The sequence below is a fragment of the Pseudomonas sp. 14P_8.1_Bac3 genome (assembly GCF_025466085.1).
Lineage (GTDB): Bacteria > Pseudomonadota > Gammaproteobacteria > Pseudomonadales > Pseudomonadaceae > Aquipseudomonas.
On the sequence record NZ_JANLOD010000008.1, the window covers coordinates 136,513 to 156,801 of the forward strand.

At 62.7% G+C, this 20,289-nt stretch carries 18 protein-coding genes; 14 read left to right on the forward strand and 4 right to left on the reverse strand.

What is annotated here, in order from left to right; translation table 11 throughout:
- The first annotated feature begins 1 nt into the window (after nt 1).
- The 13 genes from paaH to paaZ all read left to right on the forward strand — a co-directional run bounded on the left by paaH (nt 2) and on the right by paaZ (nt 14,339).
- Entirely contained in the window at nt 2-1,519 is a 1,518-nt protein-coding gene (gene paaH, locus NTD84_RS03640) for a 3-hydroxyacyl-CoA dehydrogenase PaaH (RefSeq protein WP_262163636.1), read from the forward strand.
- Nucleotides 1,512-1,961 (forward strand): hydroxyphenylacetyl-CoA thioesterase PaaI, encoded by a 450-nt coding sequence (gene paaI / locus NTD84_RS03645; RefSeq protein WP_262163637.1) that lies wholly within the window; start codon nt 1,512-1,514, stop codon nt 1,959-1,961. Before paaH ends, paaI begins: the two co-directional genes overlap by 8 nt.
- Nucleotides 1,954-3,165, forward strand: a complete 1,212-nt coding sequence (gene pcaF, locus NTD84_RS03650) for a 3-oxoadipyl-CoA thiolase (RefSeq protein ID WP_262163638.1) — start codon at nt 1,954-1,956, stop codon at nt 3,163-3,165. The genes paaI and pcaF overlap by 8 nt, the downstream gene beginning before the upstream one ends.
- Nucleotides 3,166-3,264: 99 nt before the next feature.
- On the forward strand, nt 3,265-4,590 hold the full coding sequence (gene paaK / locus NTD84_RS03655; RefSeq protein ID WP_262163639.1) for a phenylacetate--CoA ligase PaaK: 1,326 nt from the start codon (nt 3,265-3,267) through the stop codon (nt 4,588-4,590).
- Between the two features lie 398 nt (nt 4,591-4,988).
- Nucleotides 4,989-5,978 (forward strand): 1,2-phenylacetyl-CoA epoxidase subunit PaaA, encoded by a 990-nt coding sequence (gene paaA, locus NTD84_RS03660; RefSeq protein ID WP_262163640.1) that lies wholly within the window; start codon nt 4,989-4,991, stop codon nt 5,976-5,978.
- A 140-nt stretch (nt 5,979-6,118) separates the two neighbouring features.
- Complete coding sequence (gene paaB, locus NTD84_RS03665; RefSeq protein ID WP_003208899.1) at nt 6,119-6,400, forward strand: 1,2-phenylacetyl-CoA epoxidase subunit PaaB; 282 nt, start codon at nt 6,119-6,121, stop codon at nt 6,398-6,400.
- Nucleotides 6,401-6,408: 8 nt separating this feature from the next.
- On the forward strand, nt 6,409-7,170 hold the full coding sequence (gene paaC / locus NTD84_RS03670) for a 1,2-phenylacetyl-CoA epoxidase subunit PaaC (protein WP_262163642.1): 762 nt from the start codon (nt 6,409-6,411) through the stop codon (nt 7,168-7,170).
- A complete protein-coding gene (gene paaD, locus NTD84_RS03675) occupies nt 7,157-7,690 on the forward strand; it encodes a 1,2-phenylacetyl-CoA epoxidase subunit PaaD (RefSeq protein WP_262163643.1) in 534 nt (177 codons plus the stop codon). The genes paaC and paaD overlap by 14 nt, the downstream gene beginning before the upstream one ends.
- A 33-nt stretch (nt 7,691-7,723) precedes the next feature.
- Nucleotides 7,724-8,800, forward strand: a complete 1,077-nt coding sequence (gene paaE / locus NTD84_RS03680) for a 1,2-phenylacetyl-CoA epoxidase subunit PaaE (protein WP_262163645.1) — start codon at nt 7,724-7,726, stop codon at nt 8,798-8,800.
- 197 nt (nt 8,801-8,997) lie between these two features.
- A complete protein-coding gene (locus NTD84_RS03685; protein ID WP_262163646.1) occupies nt 8,998-9,306 on the forward strand; it encodes a DUF485 domain-containing protein in 309 nt (102 codons plus the stop codon).
- On the forward strand, nt 9,303-10,949 hold the full coding sequence (locus NTD84_RS03690; RefSeq protein ID WP_262163647.1) for a cation acetate symporter: 1,647 nt from the start codon (nt 9,303-9,305) through the stop codon (nt 10,947-10,949). Before NTD84_RS03685 ends, NTD84_RS03690 begins: the two co-directional genes overlap by 4 nt.
- Nucleotides 10,950-10,971: 22 nt before the next feature.
- The gene (locus NTD84_RS03695; protein ID WP_262163648.1) at nt 10,972-12,225 is read left to right on the forward strand and encodes an OprD family porin; all 1,254 of its coding nucleotides are present in this window, start codon (nt 10,972-10,974) and stop codon (nt 12,223-12,225) included.
- A 59-nt stretch (nt 12,226-12,284) separates the two neighbouring features.
- Nucleotides 12,285-14,339, forward strand: a complete 2,055-nt coding sequence (paaZ, locus tag NTD84_RS03700) for a phenylacetic acid degradation bifunctional protein PaaZ (protein ID WP_262163649.1) — start codon at nt 12,285-12,287, stop codon at nt 14,337-14,339.
- Between the two features lie 174 nt (nt 14,340-14,513).
- Here the strand turns inward: paaZ and NTD84_RS03705 are convergent, their stop codons facing one another.
- The 4 genes from NTD84_RS03705 to rimO form a co-directional block, all read right to left on the reverse strand.
- Nucleotides 14,514-14,990, reverse strand: coding sequence for a DUF1456 family protein (locus tag NTD84_RS03705; protein WP_262163650.1), 477 nt, complete (start codon nt 14,988-14,990; stop codon nt 14,514-14,516).
- 75 nt (nt 14,991-15,065) lie between these two features.
- Complete coding sequence (locus NTD84_RS03710) at nt 15,066-15,776, reverse strand: rRNA pseudouridine synthase (RefSeq protein WP_262163651.1); 711 nt, start codon at nt 15,774-15,776, stop codon at nt 15,066-15,068.
- A 174-nt stretch (nt 15,777-15,950) separates the two neighbouring features.
- Complete coding sequence (locus NTD84_RS03715; RefSeq protein WP_262163652.1) at nt 15,951-16,424, reverse strand: GNAT family N-acetyltransferase; 474 nt, start codon at nt 16,422-16,424, stop codon at nt 15,951-15,953.
- A 113-nt stretch (nt 16,425-16,537) separates the two neighbouring features.
- Nucleotides 16,538-17,875 (reverse strand): 30S ribosomal protein S12 methylthiotransferase RimO, encoded by a 1,338-nt coding sequence (gene rimO / locus NTD84_RS03720; RefSeq protein WP_008030039.1) that lies wholly within the window; start codon nt 17,873-17,875, stop codon nt 16,538-16,540.
- Nucleotides 17,876-18,164: 289 nt separating this feature from the next.
- Here rimO and NTD84_RS03725 point away from each other — a divergent pair, with 289 nt between their 5' ends.
- Nucleotides 18,165-20,066, forward strand: a complete 1,902-nt coding sequence (locus NTD84_RS03725; RefSeq protein ID WP_262163655.1) for a potassium transporter Kup — start codon at nt 18,165-18,167, stop codon at nt 20,064-20,066.
- Nucleotides 20,067-20,289: the final 223 nt, after the last annotated feature.

Sequence of the window (20,289 nt, forward strand, 5' to 3'; positions counted from 1 at the left end):
CATGACCGCACTGAACACCAACGCGCGCATCGCGGTGATCGGCGCCGGGGCCATGGGCGCCGGGATCGCCCAGGTCGCGGCGCAGGCCGGTCATCCGGTGCTGTTGCTGGACAATCGTCCCGGAGCTGCCGCGCACGCCATCGATGGCATTGACCGGCAATTGGGCAAACGGGTCGAGAACGGCAAGCTGTCGAGCGAGGCACGCACCGCGACCATCGCTCGTCTGCACGCCGTGGAAGCCATCGAAGCGCTGGCCGACTGCGAACTGATCATCGAAGCCATCGTCGAGAACCTGGAAGTCAAACGCGCGCTCTTCCGCCAGCTGGAAAGCATCTGCGGTGAACGCTGCATTCTGGCGAGCAACACCTCATCGCTGTCGATCACCAGCATCGCCGCGCAACTTGATCAGCCACAGCGTTTGCTCGGCCTGCATTTCTTCAACCCGGCGCCGGTCATGGCGCTGGTGGAAATCGTCTCGGGCCTGGCCAGCGATCCGGCCTTGGCGCAATGCCTGTATGACACGGCGCAGGCCTGGGGCAAAAAACCGGTGCACACCCGCTCGACACCGGGCTTCATCGTCAACCGCGTGGCCCGGCCGTTTTACGCCGAGAACCTGCGCCTGCTGCAGGAAGGCGCGGCGGATTGCCCGACGCTGGATGCGTTGATGCGCGAAGCCGGTGGCTTTGCCATGGGTGCGTTTGAACTGACCGATTTGATTGGCCACGACGTCAACTACGCCGTGACCTGTTCGGTGTTCGACGCCTATTACGGTGACACGCGTTTCCTGCCCTCGCTGATTCAAAAAGAACTGGTGGACGCCGGGCGCCTGGGACGTAAAAGCGGCCACGGTTTTTATCGCTACGCCGACGGGGCCGTGCGTCCGCAGCCAAGCTCGACCGGCAGCGCGCAGACCATCAACAGCTGTGTTGTCGAAGGCGACCTCGGCATTGCCAACGCGCTGATCCCGCGGTTGCGCGAACACCACGTCGAGGTCATTCAGCGCGACGGCCAGGGCTTGCTACGCGTCGGTGACGCGGTAATCGCCCTGAGCGACGGACGCATGGCCTGTCAGCGCGCCAGGGAAGAAGGCCTGCGCAACCTGATCCTGCTGGACCTGGCGTTCGACTATGGCAAGGCCAGTCGCATCGCGATCAGTTGCTCGGCAGACACCCGCGCCGACGCGCTCGAACAGGCCGTCGCGCTGCTGCAACAGGCCGGGTTCGCTGTCAGCCAACTCAGCGACAGCCCGGCCCTCGCCGTACTGCGCACCGTGGCGATGCTCGCCAACGAAGCCGCCGACGCCGTGCTGCAAGGCGTGGCCTCGGCTGCGGACATCGACCTGGCGATGCGCGCCGGGGTCAATTACCCGCAAGGGCCGCTGGCCTGGGCTGATGCCGTCGGTCTTGCGAACATTCTCAACGTGCTGGAAAACCTCCAGTCCGGCTACGGCGAAGAACGTTATCGACCGTCGCTGCTGTTGCGCCGGCGCGTCGCCGAAGGGAGGACTTTTCATGACTAACCATGAAGCGATGAACCTGGCCAGCGACTGCGCGCAAGCGATGTTCAAGCGCGACACCGCGACCCAGGCGATGGGCATGCGCCTGCTTTCCGTAGCGCCCGGCTGCGCCCGCGTCGGCATGAGCGTGCGCGCCGACATGATCCAGGGCCACGGCACCTGCCACGGTGGCTACCTGTTCGCCCTCGCCGACTCGGCCTTTGCCTTCGCCTGCAACAGCTACAACGAGGCCACGGTGGCGATCGGTTGCAGCATCGACTACATCGCCCCGGCGCGCCTGGGCGACACCCTGAACGCCGACTGTATCGAGCAAAGCCGCTCCGGTCGCACCGGCAACTACGACGTACGCATTGAAAACCAACTGGGCCAGCTGATCGCGCTGTTCCACGGCAAATCCTACAAAGTGCGCGGCGCTGTGCTGACGCAGGAGACTCCCCATGAATGATGCCTTGATCATCGACGCGGTGCGCACGCCGATCGGTCGCTACGCCGGTGCCTTGAGCAGCGTGCGCGCCGACGACCTCGGCGCGGTGCCGCTGCGCGAACTGCTGCGCCGTCACCCGCAGGTCGACTGGAACAGCGTGGATGACGTGATCTACGGCTGCGCCAACCAGGCCGGCGAAGACAACCGCAACGTCGCGCGCATGTCGGCGCTGTTGGCCGGCTTGCCCGTCAGCGTACCGGGCACCACGCTCAACCGCCTGTGCGGGTCCGGGCTGGATGCGATCGGCACGGCGGCGCGGGCGATTCGCTGTGGCGAGGCCGGCCTGATGCTGGTCGGCGGCGTCGAATCGATGTCCCGCGCGCCGTTGGTCATGGGCAAGGCCGAGCAGGCGTTTTCCCGGGATGCGCAGGTCTACGACACCACCATCGGCTGGCGCTTCGTCAATCCGCTGATGAAGAAGGGCTACGGCATCGACTCCATGCCGGAGACCGCCGAAAACGTCGCCGAGCAGTTCAACGTTTCCCGCGCCGATCAGGACGCCTTCGCCTTGCGCAGCCAGCAGCGCGCCAGTGCGGCCCAGGCCAGCGGACGTCTGGCCAAAGAGATCGTCGCGGTGGAAATCCCCCAGCGCAAAGGCCCGGCCAAGGTCGTCGAGCACGATGAACACCCGCGCGCCGACACCACGCTGGAACAATTGCAAAAACTCGGCACGCCATTCCGCGAAGGCGGCAGCGTCACCGCGGGCAACGCGTCGGGCGTCAATGACGGGGCCTGCGCGCTGTTGCTGGCCAGTCCGGACGTCGCCAAACGCCACGGTCTGAGGGCACGCGGACGGGTGATCGCCATGGCCACCGCTGGCGTCGAACCCCGCATCATGGGCATCGGCCCGGTGCCGGCCACCCGCAAGGTGCTGGAACTGGCCAACCTGAGCCTCGCCGACATGGACGTGATCGAACTCAACGAAGCCTTCGCCGCCCAGGGCCTGGCGGTGTTGCGCGAACTGGGCTTGAGCGACACCGATCCGCGGGTCAACCCGAACGGCGGCGCGATTGCCCTCGGTCATCCACTGGGCATGAGCGGCGCACGACTGGTGACCACGGCCCTGCACGAACTGGAAGACCGTCAGGCCCGCTACGCCTTGTGCACCATGTGCATCGGTGTCGGCCAGGGCATCGCGCTGATCATCGAGCGCTTGTCCGACTAAAGAATCGCGATTCCCGGGGAGCCGAGAGGTATCCTTGGGGCATGCACTCAAAGCCCTGCCGCGGCCGGGCTGCAACACAAAAATAATTCGAGTGAAGTTATGAACATGCCAATTGCCAACGCCGTGCTTGACCCTGTGCTGGACCCGCTGGAAACCGCCAGCGTCGACGAATTGCGTCACCACCAGCTCGATCGCCTGCGCTGGAGCCTCAGCCACGCCTACAACAACGTGCCGCTGTACCGTCAGCGTTTCGATGCGCTGGGCGTGCACCCGGATGACATCACCTGCCTGGAAGACCTGGCGAAGTTTCCGTTCACCACCAAGACCGACCTGCGTGACAACTACCCCTACGGCATGTTCGCCGTGCCGATGCATGACGTGGTGCGCCTGCACGCATCCAGCGGCACCACCGGCAAGCCGACGGTCGTGGGTTACACGCAGAACGACATCGACACCTGGGCCAACGTGGTCGCGCGCTCGATCCGCGCGGCGGGTGGCCGACGCGGCGACAAAGTGCACATTTCCTATGGTTATGGCCTGTTCACCGGAGGCCTCGGCGCGCACTACGGCGCCGAACGCCTGGGGTGCACGGTCATTCCGATGTCCGGCGGGCAGACGGAAAAGCAGGTGCAACTGATCAAGGATTTCCAGCCGGACATCATCATGGTCACGCCGTCCTACATGCTCAACATCGCCGATGAAATCGAGCGCCAGGGCATCGACCCGCACAAACTGGCCCTGCGCCTGGGCATCTTCGGCGCCGAGCCGTGGACCGGTGAACTGCGCAGCGCCATCGAGAACCGCCTGGGCATTACCGCGCTGGACATCTACGGCCTCTCGGAAATCATGGGGCCGGGTGTCGCCATGGAATGCGCCGAAACCAAGGACGGGCCGACGATCTGGGAAGACCATTTCTACCCGGAAATCATCGACCCGATCACCGGCGAAGTGCTGCCGGACGGGCAGATGGGCGAGCTGGTGTTCACCTCCCTGAGCAAAGAAGCCCTGCCGATGATCCGCTACCGCACCCGCGACCTGACGCGCCTGCTGCCGGGGACCGCGCGGCCGATGCGGCGGATCGACAAGATCACCGGGCGTAGCGATGACATGCTGATCATTCGCGGGGTCAACGTGTTTCCGACGCAGATCGAGGAGCAGGTGCTGAAAATCAAACAGCTTTCAGAGTGTTATGAGATTCATCTGTATCGCAACGGCAACCTGGACAGCGTGGATGTGCACGTGGAGTTGAAGGCTGAGCATCAGCATTTGACGGATGATCAGCAGAAAGCGGTGTGTGGGGAACTGAGCAAGCACATCAAGACGTATATCGGGATCAGTTCGCGGATCGTGCTGCAGCCGTTCCACTCGATCAAACGATCCGAAGGCAAAGCCTGCCACGTGCTGGACAAACGCCCTAAAGCATGACTGCTGCACCCTTTTGAGCCCCGCTGATGCGGGGCTTTTTTTTGGATGTCTGTCGCGACTCCTGTGGGAGTGGGCTTGCTCGCGAAGGGGCCGTGTCAGTCGACATTCGCGCTGAATGACACACCGCCTTCGCGAGCAAGCCCGCTCCCACAATTGGATTGGGTACATCCCACCTGCTCGCGATGAGGGTTCAAAGATGACGCGTCCTGCCTGAATAAACGCGTTGTGAGGGCGTTTTTCGCGAGCAGGGCTCGCGCCTACAGGGGCATGCGCCGACCATTCCGGGCCAAAGCGATACAAAAAACAACACGACACGATATTTTATGTTTGATATTAATTTCTGTATCGCTTATAAAGTTCTCCATGCCCCACACAAGATTCAAGGCGGGAGACCCCTCATGTACGCACAGCTAGTAGAAACAGGCGTTAAGCGCATCAAAGACCTCTCGGAAATGTCCGAACAAGAACGCGCCTTCCAGGAAAAAATCGATTCAGAAATCAAGATCGAAGCCAAAAACTGGATGCCCGATGCCTATCGTCAAACGCTGATCCGGCAGATCTCCCAGCACGCCCACTCGGAAATCGTCGGCATGCTGCCCGAAGGCAACTGGGTGACCCGCGCGCCGTCGCTCAAACGCAAACTGCAATTGATGGCCAAGATCCAGGACGAAGCCGGCCATGGCCTATACCTGTACAGCGCTATGGAAACCCTCGGTGCCGACCGCGATGAAGAAATTGCCAAGCTGCACAGCGGCAAGGCCAAGTACTCGAGCATTTTCAATTACCCGACGCTGAACTGGGCCGACATGGGCGCGGTGGGCTGGCTGGTGGATGGCGCCGCGATCGTCAACCAGGTGGTCTTGCAGCGCACCTCGTACGGCCCCTACTCCCGGGCCATGGTGCGGATCTGCAAGGAAGAAAGTTTCCACCAGCGCCAGGGTTACGAAATCCTCCTGACCATGATGCGTCACGGCAATCAGGCGCAAAAAGACATGGTCCAGGACGCGATCAATCGCCTGTGGTGGCCGTCGCTGATGATGTTCGGCCCGAGCGACGAACACTCGCCGAACAGCGCCCAGTCCATGGCCTGGAAAATCAAGCGCCAGAGCAACGACGAACTGCGCCAGCGCTTCATCGACCAGACCATTCCGCAACTGGAATTGCTCGGCTGCACCTGCCCCGATCCGGACCTGAAGTGGAACGCCGAACGCGGCCACTACGATTTCGGCGACATCCAGTGGAGCGAATTCTACGAAGTGCTCAAGGGCAACGGCCCGTGCAACCAGGAACGTGTCGCCACCCGTCGCAAGGCGATTGAAGACGGCGCCTGGGTCCGCGAAGCCGCCGTCGCCCACGCCCGTAAAAAACATAACAAGAACGCCGCCTAAGGCAAACCGTGCCCCCTGTAGGAGCGAGCATGCTCGCGATGGTCGTTAACGATTACGCGTATCGCCTGAATGTCCGTGTTGCTTGGGCGTTCTTCGCAAGCAAGCTCGCTCCTACAAAAGCCCAATGTGGAGTAACTGAAATGTCCGAATGGACCCTTTTTGAAGTCTTCGTGCGCAGCAAACACGGCCTCAACCACAAGCACGTCGGCAGCGTGCACGCCGCCGACACCACCATGGCCATCGAGAACGCGCGCGAGCTTTACACCCGTCGCAGCGAAGGCGTGAGCCTGTGGGTCGTGCCGTCGGCGCTGATCACTGCTTCGTCGCCGGATGAAAAAGACCCGCTGTTCGACCCGGCGGACGACAAGGTCTATCGCCACGCCAGCTTTTACGAGCTGCCGGCCGAAGTCGGGCACATGTGAGGTCGACCATGAATACCAACACCGATCTGATCGAATACCTGTTGCGCCTCGGCGACAGCGCGCTGATCCAGGGCCAGCGCCTGTGCCAATGGTGCGGCAAGGCCCCGGCGCTAGAAGAAGAACTGGCGCTGATGAACGTCGGCCTCGACCTTGTCGGGCAGGCCCGCAACTGGCTGGAATATGCCGCTGAGCTGCTGGATGACGGCCGCGACGCGGATCACTTGGCATTCCGCCGCGACGAGCGGGCTTACCGCAACCTGCTGCTGGTGGAACAACCCAACGGTGACTACGCGGTGACCATGCTCAAGCAGTTCCTCTATGACGCCTGGCACTTGCCGGTGCTCAGCGGCCTGAGCCAGTCCAGCGACGAACGCATCGCCGGGATCGCCGCCAAAGCGGTCAAGGAAGTCACCTATCACCTGCGCCGCTCCAGCGAATGGGTCGAACGCCTGGGCGACGGCACCGACGAAAGCCACAACCGCATGCTTGCAGCGATCCCCGAGGTCTGGCGTTTCACCGTCGAACTGACCAGCGCCGACGACAGTGAACAACGCCTGTGCGACGCCGGTATCACGCCGGACACCGCACAAGTTGCCGCTGCGTGGCAGGCCAAGGTCAACGACATCTTCGCCAGCGCCACCCTGCCCGTGCCGGCGGCGCCGAGTTATTTCTACCTGAATGCGCGCAAGGGCCTGCACACCGAACACCTGGGCATTCTGCTGGCCGAGATGCAATTCCTGCCCCGAGCGTACCCCGATGCAACCTGGTGAGCTGATCGCCAGCGACCTCGGCGGCCGGCCGGCGCAACCCTCCGACCTGGCCGCTGCGTGGGCAACGCTCGCGCAGGTCATGGACCCGGAAGTGCCGGTGGTCAGCGTGGTGGACCTGGGCATCGTCCGCGATCTCGACTGGCAGGCCGGGCACTTGCACGTGGTGGTCACCCCGACCTACTCCGGCTGCCCCGCCACCGAAGTGATCGAAAGCGATATCCGTGACGCACTGGAACTCGCCGGTTTCCGCGCACCGCAACTGGAACGCAAGTTGACCCCGGCGTGGACCACCGACTGGATCACCGACAGCGGCCGCGAACGCCTGCGCGCCTACGGCATTGCGCCGCCCGAGGGCAGCACCAGCAAACGCAGCCTGCTCGGTGAAAGCCCGCTGGTCGTCTGCCCGCAATGCGGCAGTGCGCACACCGAAGTGCTCAGCGAGTTCGGTTCCACCGCGTGCAAGGCCTTGTACCGCTGCGTCGATTGCCGCGAACCGTTCGACTATTTCAAGTGCATCTGAGCGGCGATCGGCCGTCCCAGCTGGAGAACAACAATGAGTAAATTTCACAGCCTGACCATCAAGGACGTGCGCGCCGAGACCCGTGACGCGGTGTCCATCGCCTTCGACATTCCGCAGCACCTGCAGGACAGTTTCCACTTCACCCAAGGCCAGCACCTGGTGATGCGCACGCTGATGGACGGCGAAGAAGTCCGTCGCTCGTATTCGATCTGCACCGGCGTCAACGACGGTGAGCTGCGCATCGCCATCAAGCGCGTCGCCGGCGGGCGCTTCTCGGCGTTTGCCAACGAGCAGTTGAAAGCCGGGCACAGCCTGGACGTGATGCCACCGGCCGGGCACTTTCATGTCGAACTCGATCCGGCTCGCCATGGCAACTACCTGGCCGTCGCGGCGGGCAGCGGCATCACGCCGATCCTGTCGATCATCAAGACCACCCTGCAAACCGAACCGCACAGCCGCGTCACCCTGCTGTATGGCAACCGTTCCAGCTCCGGCGCGCTGTTTCGTGAACAGCTCGAAGATCTGAAAAACCGCTACTTGCAGCGCCTGAACCTGATCTTCGTGTTCAGTCGCGAGCAGCAGGATGTCGACCTGTACAACGGCCGGATCAACGCCGAGAAATGCGAGCAGTTGTTCTCCCGCTGGCTCGACGTCAAGGCCCTCGACGCGGCGTTCATCTGCGGTCCACAGGAAATGACCGAAACCGTGCGCGACAGCCTGAAAGCCAAGGGCATGGCGCCGCAGCGGATTCACTTCGAGCTGTTCGCCGCCGCTGGCAGCCAGCAGAAACGCGAAGCCCGGGAAGCGGCACGCCAGGTGGACGCCGCGGTCAGCCAGATCACCGTGATCAGCGACGGCCGCGCGCTGGCTTTCGACCTGCCGCGCAACAGCCAGAGCATCCTCGACGCCGGCAACGCCCAGGGCGCCGAACTGCCCTACTCGTGCAAGGCCGGCGTGTGCTCGACCTGCAAATGCAAGGTCATCGAAGGCGAAGTGGAGATGGACAGCAACCACGCCCTGGAAGACTACGAAGTGGCCGCCGGGTACGTGCTGTCGTGCCAGGCGTTTCCGATCAGCGACAAGGTCGTGCTGGATTTCGATCAGCTCTGACAACGCAATCGCGGGCATTACACGGCCCCTGTGGGAGCGGGCTTGGTCTGGGCGGCATTCCGACGATGACCGAGTACCAGGCGACAACGATGCTGGATCATGCCCCCATCGCGGGCAAGCCCGCTCCCACAAGGACCGTGTCGTTTGCCAGATTTGTTTCACCCCACAACAAAAACAACAACACAAGAGAGCGCGCCATGACCCCCACAGACGTAGAACTCATCCGGCAACACCCCGACTTCATCCAGCTGGTCCGCCGCAAACAGAACCTGTACTGGTCCCTGTCGCTGATCATGCTGGTGATCTATTTCGGCTTCGTTTTGCTGGTGGCCTTCTCCCCCGCCACCCTCGGCCAATCCCTGAGCGGCGGCGTGACGTCCGTGGGCATGCTGGTGGGCGTGGTGATTGTGCTGCTGGCCTTCGGCCTGACCGGTTTCTACGTCTATCGCGCCAACAACGTGATCGATCCACTGAACGAAAAACTGAAGCAGGAGTGCGCCCGATGAGCCGCTTCCTGGCGTTATTCCTCCTGCCGCTGGCTGTGGTCACCGACTTCGCGGTCGCGGCTGACGGCGCGGCCCGGCCACTGAACTGGAACGCCATCGGCATGTTCCTGGTGTTCGTCCTGTTTACCCTCGGCGTCACCCGTTGGGCCGCGTTGCGCACCCGTTCCGCCAGCGATTTCTACACCGCCGGCGGTGGCATGACCGGGTTCCAGAATGGCCTGGCGATTGCCGGTGACATGATTTCCGCGGCGTCCTTCCTCGGCATCTCCGCGATGATGTTTCTCAACGGCTACGACGGTTTGCTCTACGCCCTGGGCGTGTTGGCGGGCTGGCCGATCATCCTGTTCCTGATCGCCGAACGCTTGCGCAACCTCGGCAAATACACGTTCGCTGATGTGGTCTCCTATCGCCTCGAACAGACCCCTGTGCGCCTGACCTCGGCCTTCGGCACCCTGACCGTGGCGTTGATGTACCTGGTGGCGCAGATGGTCGGCGCCGGCAAACTGATCGAGCTGCTGTTCGGCATCGACTACCTCTACGCGGTGATGCTGGTCGGCGTGTTGATGGTGTTCTACGTGACCTTCGGCGGCATGCTCGCCACCACCTGGGTGCAGATCATCAAAGCGGTGATGCTGCTGTTTGGCACCTCCTTCATGGCGTTCATGGTGCTCAAGCACTTCGGTTTCAGCACCGAGGCGATGTTCGCCGGCGCCACCGCGGTACACGCCAAAGGCAACGCGATCATGGCGCCCGGCGGTTTGCTGTCGAACCCGATCGATGCGATCTCCCTGGGGCTGGGCATGATGTTCGGCACTGCCGGCCTGCCGCATATCCTGATGCGTTTCTTCACCGTCAGCGATGCCAGGGAAGCGCGCAAAAGCGTGTTCTACGCCACCGGTTTCATCGGCTATTTCTACCTGCTGCTGATCATTGTCGGCTTCGGCGCGATTGTCATGGTCGGCACTGACCCGACGTTCCGCGATGCCAGCGGCGCGATCATCGGCGGAGGCAACATGATCGCCGTGCACCTGGCGCAAGCCGTGGGCGGCAACCTGTTCCTCGGCTTCATTTCCGCAGTGGCCTTCGCCACCATCCTCGCGGTGGTCGCCGGTCTGGCGCTGTCCGGCGCCTCGGCGGTGTCCCACGACCTGTATGCCTGCGTGATGCGCAAGGGCCAGGCCACCGAGCAGCAGGAAATCCGCGTGTCGCGCATCGCCACGCTGTGCATCGGCGTACTGGCGATCATCCTGGGCTTGCTGTTCGAGTCGCAGAACATTGCCTTTCTCTCCGGCCTGGTGCTGGCCATCGCGGCGTCGGTGAATTTCCCGGTGCTGTTCCTTTCGATGTATTGGAAAGGCCTGACCACTCGCGGCGCGGTCACCGGCAGCCTGGCGGGCCTGGTCTCGGCGATTGTCCTGCTGGTGCTGAGCCCGGCGGTGTGGGTCAACGTGCTGCATCACGACAAGGCGCTGTTCCCGTACTCCAACCCGGCGCTGTTTTCCATGAGCCTGGCGTTCCTCAGTGCCTGGCTGTTTTCGGTCACCGACACCTCGCCACGCGCGGCCCTTGAACGCGGCCGTTACCTGGCGCAGTTCATCCGTTCGATGACCGGCATTGGTGCCTCTGGCGCCAGCAAACACTGATCAAAGGCAGGGAATAAAAATAATGAAGCCCGCACGCACCGCACCCTACGAATCACTGTTTTCACTGGCCGCCGCATTGAGTCTGCCCATGGTCGCCCCCGCTGCCATGGCCGACTTCATCGGCGACAGCAAGGCCCGCATCGACATGCGTAATCACTACATCAATCGCGATTTCCGTCAGGACAACGCACCGCAATCCAAGGCCGAAGAATGGGCCCAAGCGTTCACCGTGCGCATCGAGTCCGGCTTCACCGACGGCACCTTCGGCTTCGGTCTCGACGCGTTAGGCGAACTGGGGTTGAAACTCGACTCCAGCGCCGATCGCCGCGGCACCGGCCTGCTGCCCTTCGGCCCGAACAGCCATGAACCGGCGGACGATTTCAGCGAGCTGGGGCTGACCGGCAAATTGCGCGTGTCCAAGAGCGTATTGAAGATTGGCACCTTGCAACCTCTGCTCCCGGTGGCGACCTACAACGACACCCGCCTGCTCGGCTCGACCTTCGCGGGTGGCTTGCTGACCAGCCAGGAAATCAATGGCCTGACGGTCAATGCCGGGCGGCTGACCAAGGCCAACCTGCGCGACTCGTCCAGCAACGACGACATCGGCTACGGCGCCGCCAGCAGCGATCATTTCGACTTCGGCGGCGGCACCTACGCGTTCAGTCCGCAACTGAACGTGAGCTACTACTACGGCAAGCTCGAGCAGATTTATCGCCAGCAGTTCGTCGGACTGGTGCACACCCAGCCGCTGGGCAACGGCTTCAACCTGCGCAGCGATCTGCGTTATTTCGACAGCCGCGGCGACGGCGCCGAGCGCGCCGGGCGGATCGACAACCGCAACTTCAACAGCATGTTCACCGTGTCCCACGGCGCTCACAAAGTCAGCGCGACGTACCAGCAGTTGTCCGGCGACAGCGCGTTTCCGTTCCTCAACGGCGGCGATCCGTACGTGGTCAACCTGGTGACCTACAACACTTACACCCGCGCCGACGAGGATTCCTGGCAGCTGCGTTACGACTACGACTTCGCCGCGCAGGGCATCCCCGGCCTGACCTTCATGACCCGCTACACCGACGGCCGCCACGTCAAGGCCGGCGCCGTCGACAACGGCCGCGAATGGGAGCGCGACACCGACATTGCCTATGTCATCCAGAGCGGACCGTTCAAGGACGTCAGCCTGCGCTGGCGCAACGTGACGTTTCGTTCCGGCAATGGCTTGAGCACCGCCCTCGATGAGAACCGGCTGATCGTCGGTTACACCGTGGCGCTTTGGTAACCCCTGAGAGGCGCGGTCACGGCCGCGCCACACTTTTTTCTTAACCTGGAGGAATCGTGATGCCTCACGCCCCTACCCTGCAAAGTTTCATCGCCGGTCGCTGGATCGGCCAACACGGTGCCCAGGTGCTGCGCAGCGCCATCGACGGCCACGAGATCGCACGCACCCACGAAGAGCGTCCGGACTTCGCCGAAGCCATCGAGCACGGCCGCCGCCAGGGCATCAGTGGCTTGATGGCGCTGGACTTCCAGCAACGGGCCCAGCGGCTCAAGGCCCTGGCCTTGTACCTGAGCGAGCGCAAGGAACAGCTCTACGCCATTTCCCACCACAGCGGTGCCACCCGCGCCGACAGCTGGATCGACATCGAAGGCGGCAACAGCACGCTGTTCACCTATGCTAGCCTCGGTTCGCGGGAATTGCCGTCGGGCAACATCGTCCACGAAGGCCCGGCGATGCAGCTGAGCAAACTGGGAAGCTTCGCCGGCACGCACATTCTGGTGCCGCGCGGCGGTCTGGCGGTGCACATCAACGCCTTCAACTTCCCGATCTGGGGCATGCTGGAGAAGTTCGCGCCGAGCTTTCTGGCGGGCATGCCGTGCATCGTCAAACCGGCCAGCGCCACCAGCTACCTGACCGAGGCCGTGGTGCGCCTGATGGACGAATCCGGCTTGCTGCCGCCGGGCAGCCTGCAATTGATCATCGGCAGCACCGGGGACCTGCTCGACCGCCTGCAAGGCCAGGACGTGGTGACCTTCACCGGTTCTGCCGACACCGCGGCCAAGCTGCGGGTCAACCCGAACCTGATCCGCCACTCGGTGCCGTTCAACGCCGAAGCCGACTCGCTGAACTGCGCGATCCTCGCCCCGGACGTCACCCCGGACGATGAAGAATTCGAGCTGTTCATCAAAGAAGTCGCCCGGGAAATGACCACCAAGGCCGGGCAGAAATGTACCGCCATTCGCCGCGCCATCGTGCCGGCCAAACACATCGATGCGGTCGCGACCCGTTTGCGTGACCGGCTGCAGAAAGTCGTGGTCGGCGACCCGTCGGTGGAAGGCGTGCGCATGGGTGCACTGGCCTCCCACGATCAGCAAAAAGACGTGGCCGAGCGCCTTGAAAGCCTGTTGCAAAGCAGCGACCTGCTGTTCGGCGCCCGCGACGGTTTTGCACCGCGTGGCGACAATGTCAGCCAGGGTGCGTTCTTTGCGCCGACCTTGTTGCAGGCCCGCGATCCGCACGCAGAGGGCGGCGCTCACGACATCGAGGCGTTCGGTCCGGTCAGTACGCTGATGGCGTATGACGACCTGGATGAAGCCCTGGTGCTGGCGGCGCGCGGCAAGGGCAGTCTGGTGGCGAGCCTGATCACCAAGGATCCGCAGATTGCCGCCAAGGCCATTCCGGTCGCGGCGGCCTGGCATGGTCGCTTGCTGGTCCTGGATCGCGAATCCGCCGCCGAATCCACCGGCCACGGCTCGCCGCTGCCGCAACTCAAACACGGTGGCCCGGGGCGTGCCGGTGGTGGTGAAGAACTCGGCGGTCTGCGTGCGGTGAAGCATTACCTGCAACGCGCGGCGGTCCAGGGCTCGCCAACCATGCTCGCCGCGGTCACCGGCGAATACGTGCGTGGCGCCAACGTCATCGAGACCGAAGTGCACCCGTTCCGCCGCTTCTTCCAGGACCTGCAGATCGGCGAATCGCTGCTGACCCACCGCCGCACCGTCACCGAGGCGGATCTGGTGAACTTCGGTTGCCTGTCCGGCGATCACTTCTACATGCACTTCGACGACATCGCCGCCAAGGAGTCGCAGTTCGGCAAGCGCATTGCCCATGGTTATTTCGTACTGTCGGCGGCGGCCGGGCTGTTCGTCTCCCCGGCGCCCGGTCCGGTGCTGGCCAACTACGGCCTCGACACGCTGCGCTTCATCAACCCGGTGGGCATCGGCGACACCATTCAGGCGCGCCTGACCTGCAAACGCAAGATCGACCAGGGGAAAAAGAGCCCGCAAGGGATCCCGCAAGGCGTGGTGGCTTGGGATGTGGAAGTGACCAACCAGTTGGGTGAATTGGTCGCCAGTTACGACATCCTGACCCTGGTCGTCAAACGCGAGGATTGATCAGGATTCCTGGTTGGCCACAGAGGGTGTGGTCAACCTGAATCCATTGTGGGAGCGGGGGGGGGGGGGGCGGGGGGGGGGGGGGCGGGGGCGGGGGGGGGGGGGGGCGCGGGCCGCGCCCCCCCCCCCCCCCCCCCCCCCCCCCACCCCGGCTCCCACACAGTTCGAGGCGCGTCAGGCTTGCGGCGGGCGAACGCGCAGGGTCAGGCCCTTGAGGAAGTTGCGCAGCAACTGGTCGCCGCACGGGCGGTAGTTGGTGTGGCCAAACTTGCGGAACAGCGCGCTCAGCTCTGGCTTGGACACCGGGAACTCGGCGGCCTTGAGGATCGCGTGCATGTCGTCTTCTTTCAGTTCGAACGCGACGCGCAGTTTCTTCAGGATGATGTTGTTGGTCACCGGTACTTCGATCGGCTGCGGCGGACGGCTTTCGTCCTTGCCGCGCTTGAAGATCACCAGGCCGTCGAGGAAATGCGCCATGACTTCGTCCGGGCAGCGCACGAAACCTTCCTCGTCCTCTTCCTTCTTGTCGAGGTAGGTCAGCAGGTCTTCCAGGCTCACGTCCATGCCGCCGAGCTTGATGATCTCGATGACTTTCCTGTCGCTGATGTCGAGCATGTAGCGCACGCTGCGCAGTACGTCGTTATGAATCATGGTGTGCAATCCTGATAATCGGCAGTGGGCGCCGCATAGGCAGCGGCGCCGGAATGTGTGGCGGCGTGAAAAGTCTTAGAACTTCTCTTTGCCGGACAGGTAGCGCCATTGGCCCAGCGGCACTTTGCCGATGGACACGCCGCCGATGCGGATGCGGCGGATGGCGACGACCTTCAGGCCGACGGCCTGGCAGAACAGGGCGATCACGCCCGGTTGTGGGTTCTTCATCGCAAAGCGCAGGCGGTTTTCGTTTTGCCAGCTGGCTTTGACCGGCGGCAGTTCCTTGCCCTTGTAGGTCAGGCCGTGGTTCAGGCGATTGAGGCCGTGAGCCACCATGTCGCCTTCGACCTCGACCACATACTCCTGCTCGATTTTCGCGGCGTCGGCGGTGAGTTTGCGCAGGATCTTCCAGTCCTGGGTGAACACCAGCAGACCGCTGGCGTTGGCCTGCAAGTCGGTGCTGGCGGTCAGGCGCAGGAAATGGCCCTTGAGCGGACGTTTGCTGAAGCGATGTTCTTCGCTCAGGGTCTCGGCGCTGATGGTCGCCATGGCCGTTTCAGCGTCCATGCCTGCCGCGACGTTGAACAGGATGGTCACGGGCTCTGGCGCAGTGGCCTTGGCCTCCGGGTCGAGTTCGACTTTCTGGGTGTCGACCTTGAATTGCGGCTCGTCGATGACTTCGCCGTCCACGGTGACCCAGCCGCCCTCGATGAACAGCTCAGCCTCCCGACGGGAACAGCCGACGAGTTCGATGAGGCGTTTGGAGAGACGAATCGGGTCAGTCATGACAGGGCCGTAACAAAAAAGGGGTGAGCATTGTACCTGCTGGGCGCCGGTTAATCCCGGCTCCATTTCACCGTTGGGCTTTTTGTAGGCGCCGGCTTGCTGGCGCTGCAGGCGATGCTGTGTGTCATTGATACCGAGGTGACGCTATCGCCAGCAAGCCGGCGCCTACAAAGGTTAGCCGTTGCGCGTCTGTTGTTGAGCTTGGCGCAACCGCATATGCAGCAGCGGATACGGCTGCCCCATGCCGTCATGCTCGGTGCGGCCGATGATCTCGAAGCCCTGCTGCAGGTAGAACCCCAGCGCCTGCGGGTTCTGTTCGTTGACGTCCAGTTCATCGGCGTTCAGGTGTTCCATGGCATAGCGCAGTAGCTGCTTGCCCAGGCCCTGGCCGCGGTGCGCCGGGTCGATGAAGAGCATTTCGATCTTGCCCGCGGCGACGCCCGCGAACCCGGTGATGCGCTGGCGCGAGTCCTTGGTGCAGATCAGCATCACCGCATCGAGGTAACGGGTCAGCACCAGGTTCTTCAACAGTTCGATGTAGCTGTCCGGCAAAAAATCATGGGTGGCGCGCACCGAGGCTTCCCAGACCTGCGTCAGTTCTTGATAGTCGCTCTGTTTCGGCGTGTGGATGACCGAATGGTGGCGCATGGCCGGATGCCCCTTTGGCAGTGGATGTTTCGCGTCCTTTCTCCCACAAAACGATAGACGTAAAAAAGCCCCGCATCTCGTCAAGAGAGCAGGGCTTTTCGTATTTTTTGCGTTTAGATCTGCTCAGCCCACAAGTCGTATTCGTCGGCGTCGGTCACTTTGCACCAGACCTTGTCGCCCGGCTTCAGGTTGCTGCCGTTGTCGATGAACACGTTACCGTCGATTTCCGGGGCATCGAAGAAGCAGCGGCCGACCGCGCCTTGCTCGTCGACTTCATCGACCAGCACTTCGATTTCACGGCCGACGCGCATTTGCAGGCGCGCGGAGCTGATGGCTTGCTGGTGCGCCATGAAGCGGTCCCAACGGTCCTGCTTGACGTCGTCCGGCACGATGTCCAGGTCCAGATCATTGGCCGGGGCGCCTTCGACCGGCGAATACTGGAAGCAGCCGACGCGGTCGAGCTGGGCTTCGGTCAGCCAGTTCAGCAGGTACTGGAAGTCTTCTTCGGTTTCGCCGGGGAAGCCGACGATGAAGGTCGAACGGATGATCAGGTCCGGGCAGATCTCCCGCCAGTTCTTGATCCGCGCCAGGGTCTTGTCTTCGAACGCCGGGCGTTTCATCGACTTCAGGACTTTCGGGCTGGCGTGCTGGAACGGGATGTCCAGGTACGGCAGGATTTTCCCGGCGGCCATCAGCGGAATCAGCTCGTCGACGTGCGGGTACGGGTAAACATAGTGCAGGCGAACCCAGACGCCGAGGGTGCTCAGGGCTTCGCAGAGTTCGGTCATGCGGGTTTTCACCGGCGCGCCGTTCCAGAACCCGGTGCGGTATTTGACGTCGACGCCGTAGGCGCTGGTGTCTTGCGAGATCACCAACAGCTCTTTGACGCCGGCCTTGACCAGGCGTTGCGCTTCGTCGAGCACGTCACCGACCGGACGGCTGACCAGTTTGCCGCGCATCGACGGGATGATGCAGAAGCTGCAGCTGTGGTTGCAGCCTTCGGAGATCTTCAGGTACGCGTAATGGCGCGGGGTCAGTTTGATGCCTTGCGGCGGTACCAGGTCGATCAGCGGGTTGTGATCCTGGCGCGGCGGCACGACATCGTGCACAGCGTTGACCACTTGCTCGTATTGCTGCGGACCGGTCACGGCCAGCACGCTCGGGTGCACGTTGCGGATGTTGCCTTCTTCGACACCCATGCAACCGGTGACGATGACCTTGCCGTTTTCCTTGATGGCTTCGCCGATCACTTCCAGGGACTCCGCCTTGGCCGAGTCGATGAAGCCACAGGTGTTGACCACCACGACGTCGGCGTCCTGATAAGTGGACACAACGTCATAACCTTCCATGCGCAGCTGGGTAAGGATGCGCTCGGAGTCGACCAGTGCTTTTGGGCAACCCAGGGATACGAAGCCAACCTTTGGATTGGCCGGCGCAGGAGTGGTGGACATGTCTAACCTCGGTATTTATGACGCCTTTAGCCTGAATTGGGCAAGGCGACTATCGGGCGCATTTCCGCGCCTCTGATCAAAAAGTGCGCAATTCTAACGATGAGGCGTTCGGTTGACCAGCTTTATGGAGGGAAATACGACCAGCGCTGCGCTATGCTTCGCGCCGTTACGCGTTACCGAATTTTTACAGTCAACAAAACGTCTGTAACCATAAGTAAAACAGCGCATGCTGCGTCACAAAGCATAGTGCTTCTTTAAAGAAGTCCGGTCTGGGCAGTAGGAGTGGTGGATGGGTCAGGCAAGTAGTCAGGCAGCGAGCACCGGTCATTCGGTGGCGAAGCCGATCGGCATGCTGGTCGCGGCGGTCGGGGTGGTTTATGGCGATATTGGCACGAGCCCGCTGTACACCCTCAAAGAAGTGTTTTCCGGCGGCTATGGCGTACCGGTCAACCACGACGGCGTGCTGGGCATCCTGGCGCTGATTTTCTGGTCGCTGATCTGGGTCGTCTCGATCAAGTACATGATGTTTGTCCTGCGCGCCGACAACCAGGGCGAGGGCGGGATCATGGCATTGACCGCACTGGCGCGCCGGGCGGCGGCGGGGTATCCGAAATTGCGTTCGTTGCTGGTGGTCTGCGGGCTGATCGGCGCGGCGCTGTTTTATGGCGACAGCATGATCACCCCGGCGATCTCCGTGCTCTCGGCCATCGAGGGTCTGGGACTGGCGTTCGATGGCATCGACCATTGGGTGGTGCCGCTGTCGCTGGTGGTGCTGGTGGCGTTGTTTCTGATCCAGCGTCACGGTACCGCGCGGATCGGCATCCTGTTCGGGCCGATCATGGTCACCTGGTTTCTGGTGCTGGGCGCCCTGGGCGTCTACGGCATCCTGCAACACCCGGAAGTGTTGCACGCAATGAATCCGATCTGGGGCGTGCGCTTCTTCATCGTCCATCCGGGCATGGGCGTGGCGATATTGGGTGCGGTGGTGCTGGCACTGACCGGCGCCGAAGCGCTGTACGCCGACATGGGCCACTTCGGGCGCAAGCCGATTGCCCGCGCCTGGTTCATCCTCGTGCTGCCGGCGCTGGTGCTCAACTATTTCGGCCAGGGCGCCTTGTTGCTCGGCGACCCGGAAGCGGCGCGCAACCCGTTCTATCTGCTGGCGCCAAGCTGGGCACTGATCCCGTTGGTCGGCCTGTCGACCCTGGCCACGGTGATCGCCTCGCAAGCGGTGATCTCCGGCGCATTCTCCCTGACCCGCCAGGCGATCCAGCTAGGCTACATTCCGCGCATGCACATCCAGCACACCTCCAGCGCCGAGCAAGGCCAGATCTACATTGGCGCGGTAAACTGGTCGCTGATGGTCGGCGTGGTGCTGCTGGTGCTGGGTTTCGAGTCGTCTGGCGCCTTGGCCTCGGCCTACGGTGTCGCAGTGACAGGGACCATGTTGATGACCAGCATTCTGGTGTCGGCGGTGATCCTGCTGCTGTGGAAGTGGCCGCCGGTCCTGGCGGTGCCGATCCTGCTGGGGTTCGTCCTGGTCGATGGCGTGTACTTCGCCGCCAACGTGCCGAAGATCGTGCAGGGCGGCGCCTTCCCGGTGATCGCCGGTATCGCCCTTTTCGTGCTGATGACCACCTGGAAGCGCGGCAAGCAATTGCTGGTCGACCGTCTCGACGAGGGTGGTTTGCCGTTACCGATCTTTATCAGCAGCATCGCCGTGCAACCGCCGCACCGTGTCCAGGGTACCGCAGTGTTCCTCACTGCCCGTCCAGATGCCGTACCCCACGCGCTGTTGCACAACCTGCTGCACAATCAGGTGCTGCATGAGCAAGTGGTGCTGCTGACCGTCGTGTACGAAGATATCCCGCGGGTGCCTCCGACCCGGCGTTTCGAGGTGGATTCCTACGGCGAGGGTTTCTTCCGGGTGATCCTGCACTTTGGCTTCGTCGACGAACCGGACGTGCCGCAGGCATTGAAGCTCTGCCACCTCGATGACCTCGACTTCAGCCCAATGCGCACCACCTACTTCCTCAGTCGCGAGACGGTGATCGCCTCCAAGCTCGAAGGCATGGCCCGGTGGCGCGAGGCTCTGTTCGCCTTCATGCTGCAGAACGCCAACGGCAACCTGCGGTTCTTCAATCTACCGCTGAACCGGGTGATCGAACTGGGAACGCAGGTCGAGATGTAACTCCCGAGCCAAAAAAGCCCCCGTTGCCATGCCGGCAGCGGGGGCTTTTTTGTGTCCACTGTTTCGTCCTGAATAAGGTTTACACCTTCTGGCTTCTTATCAGGAGGGTGCAATGGATACGGGCGCGAAACGCAGTCAACGTGATTACACGCTGACTTTTAAATTGTCGGTTGTCGATCAGGTCGAAAAAGGCGAGTTGAGTTATAAAGAAGCTCAGCGGCGT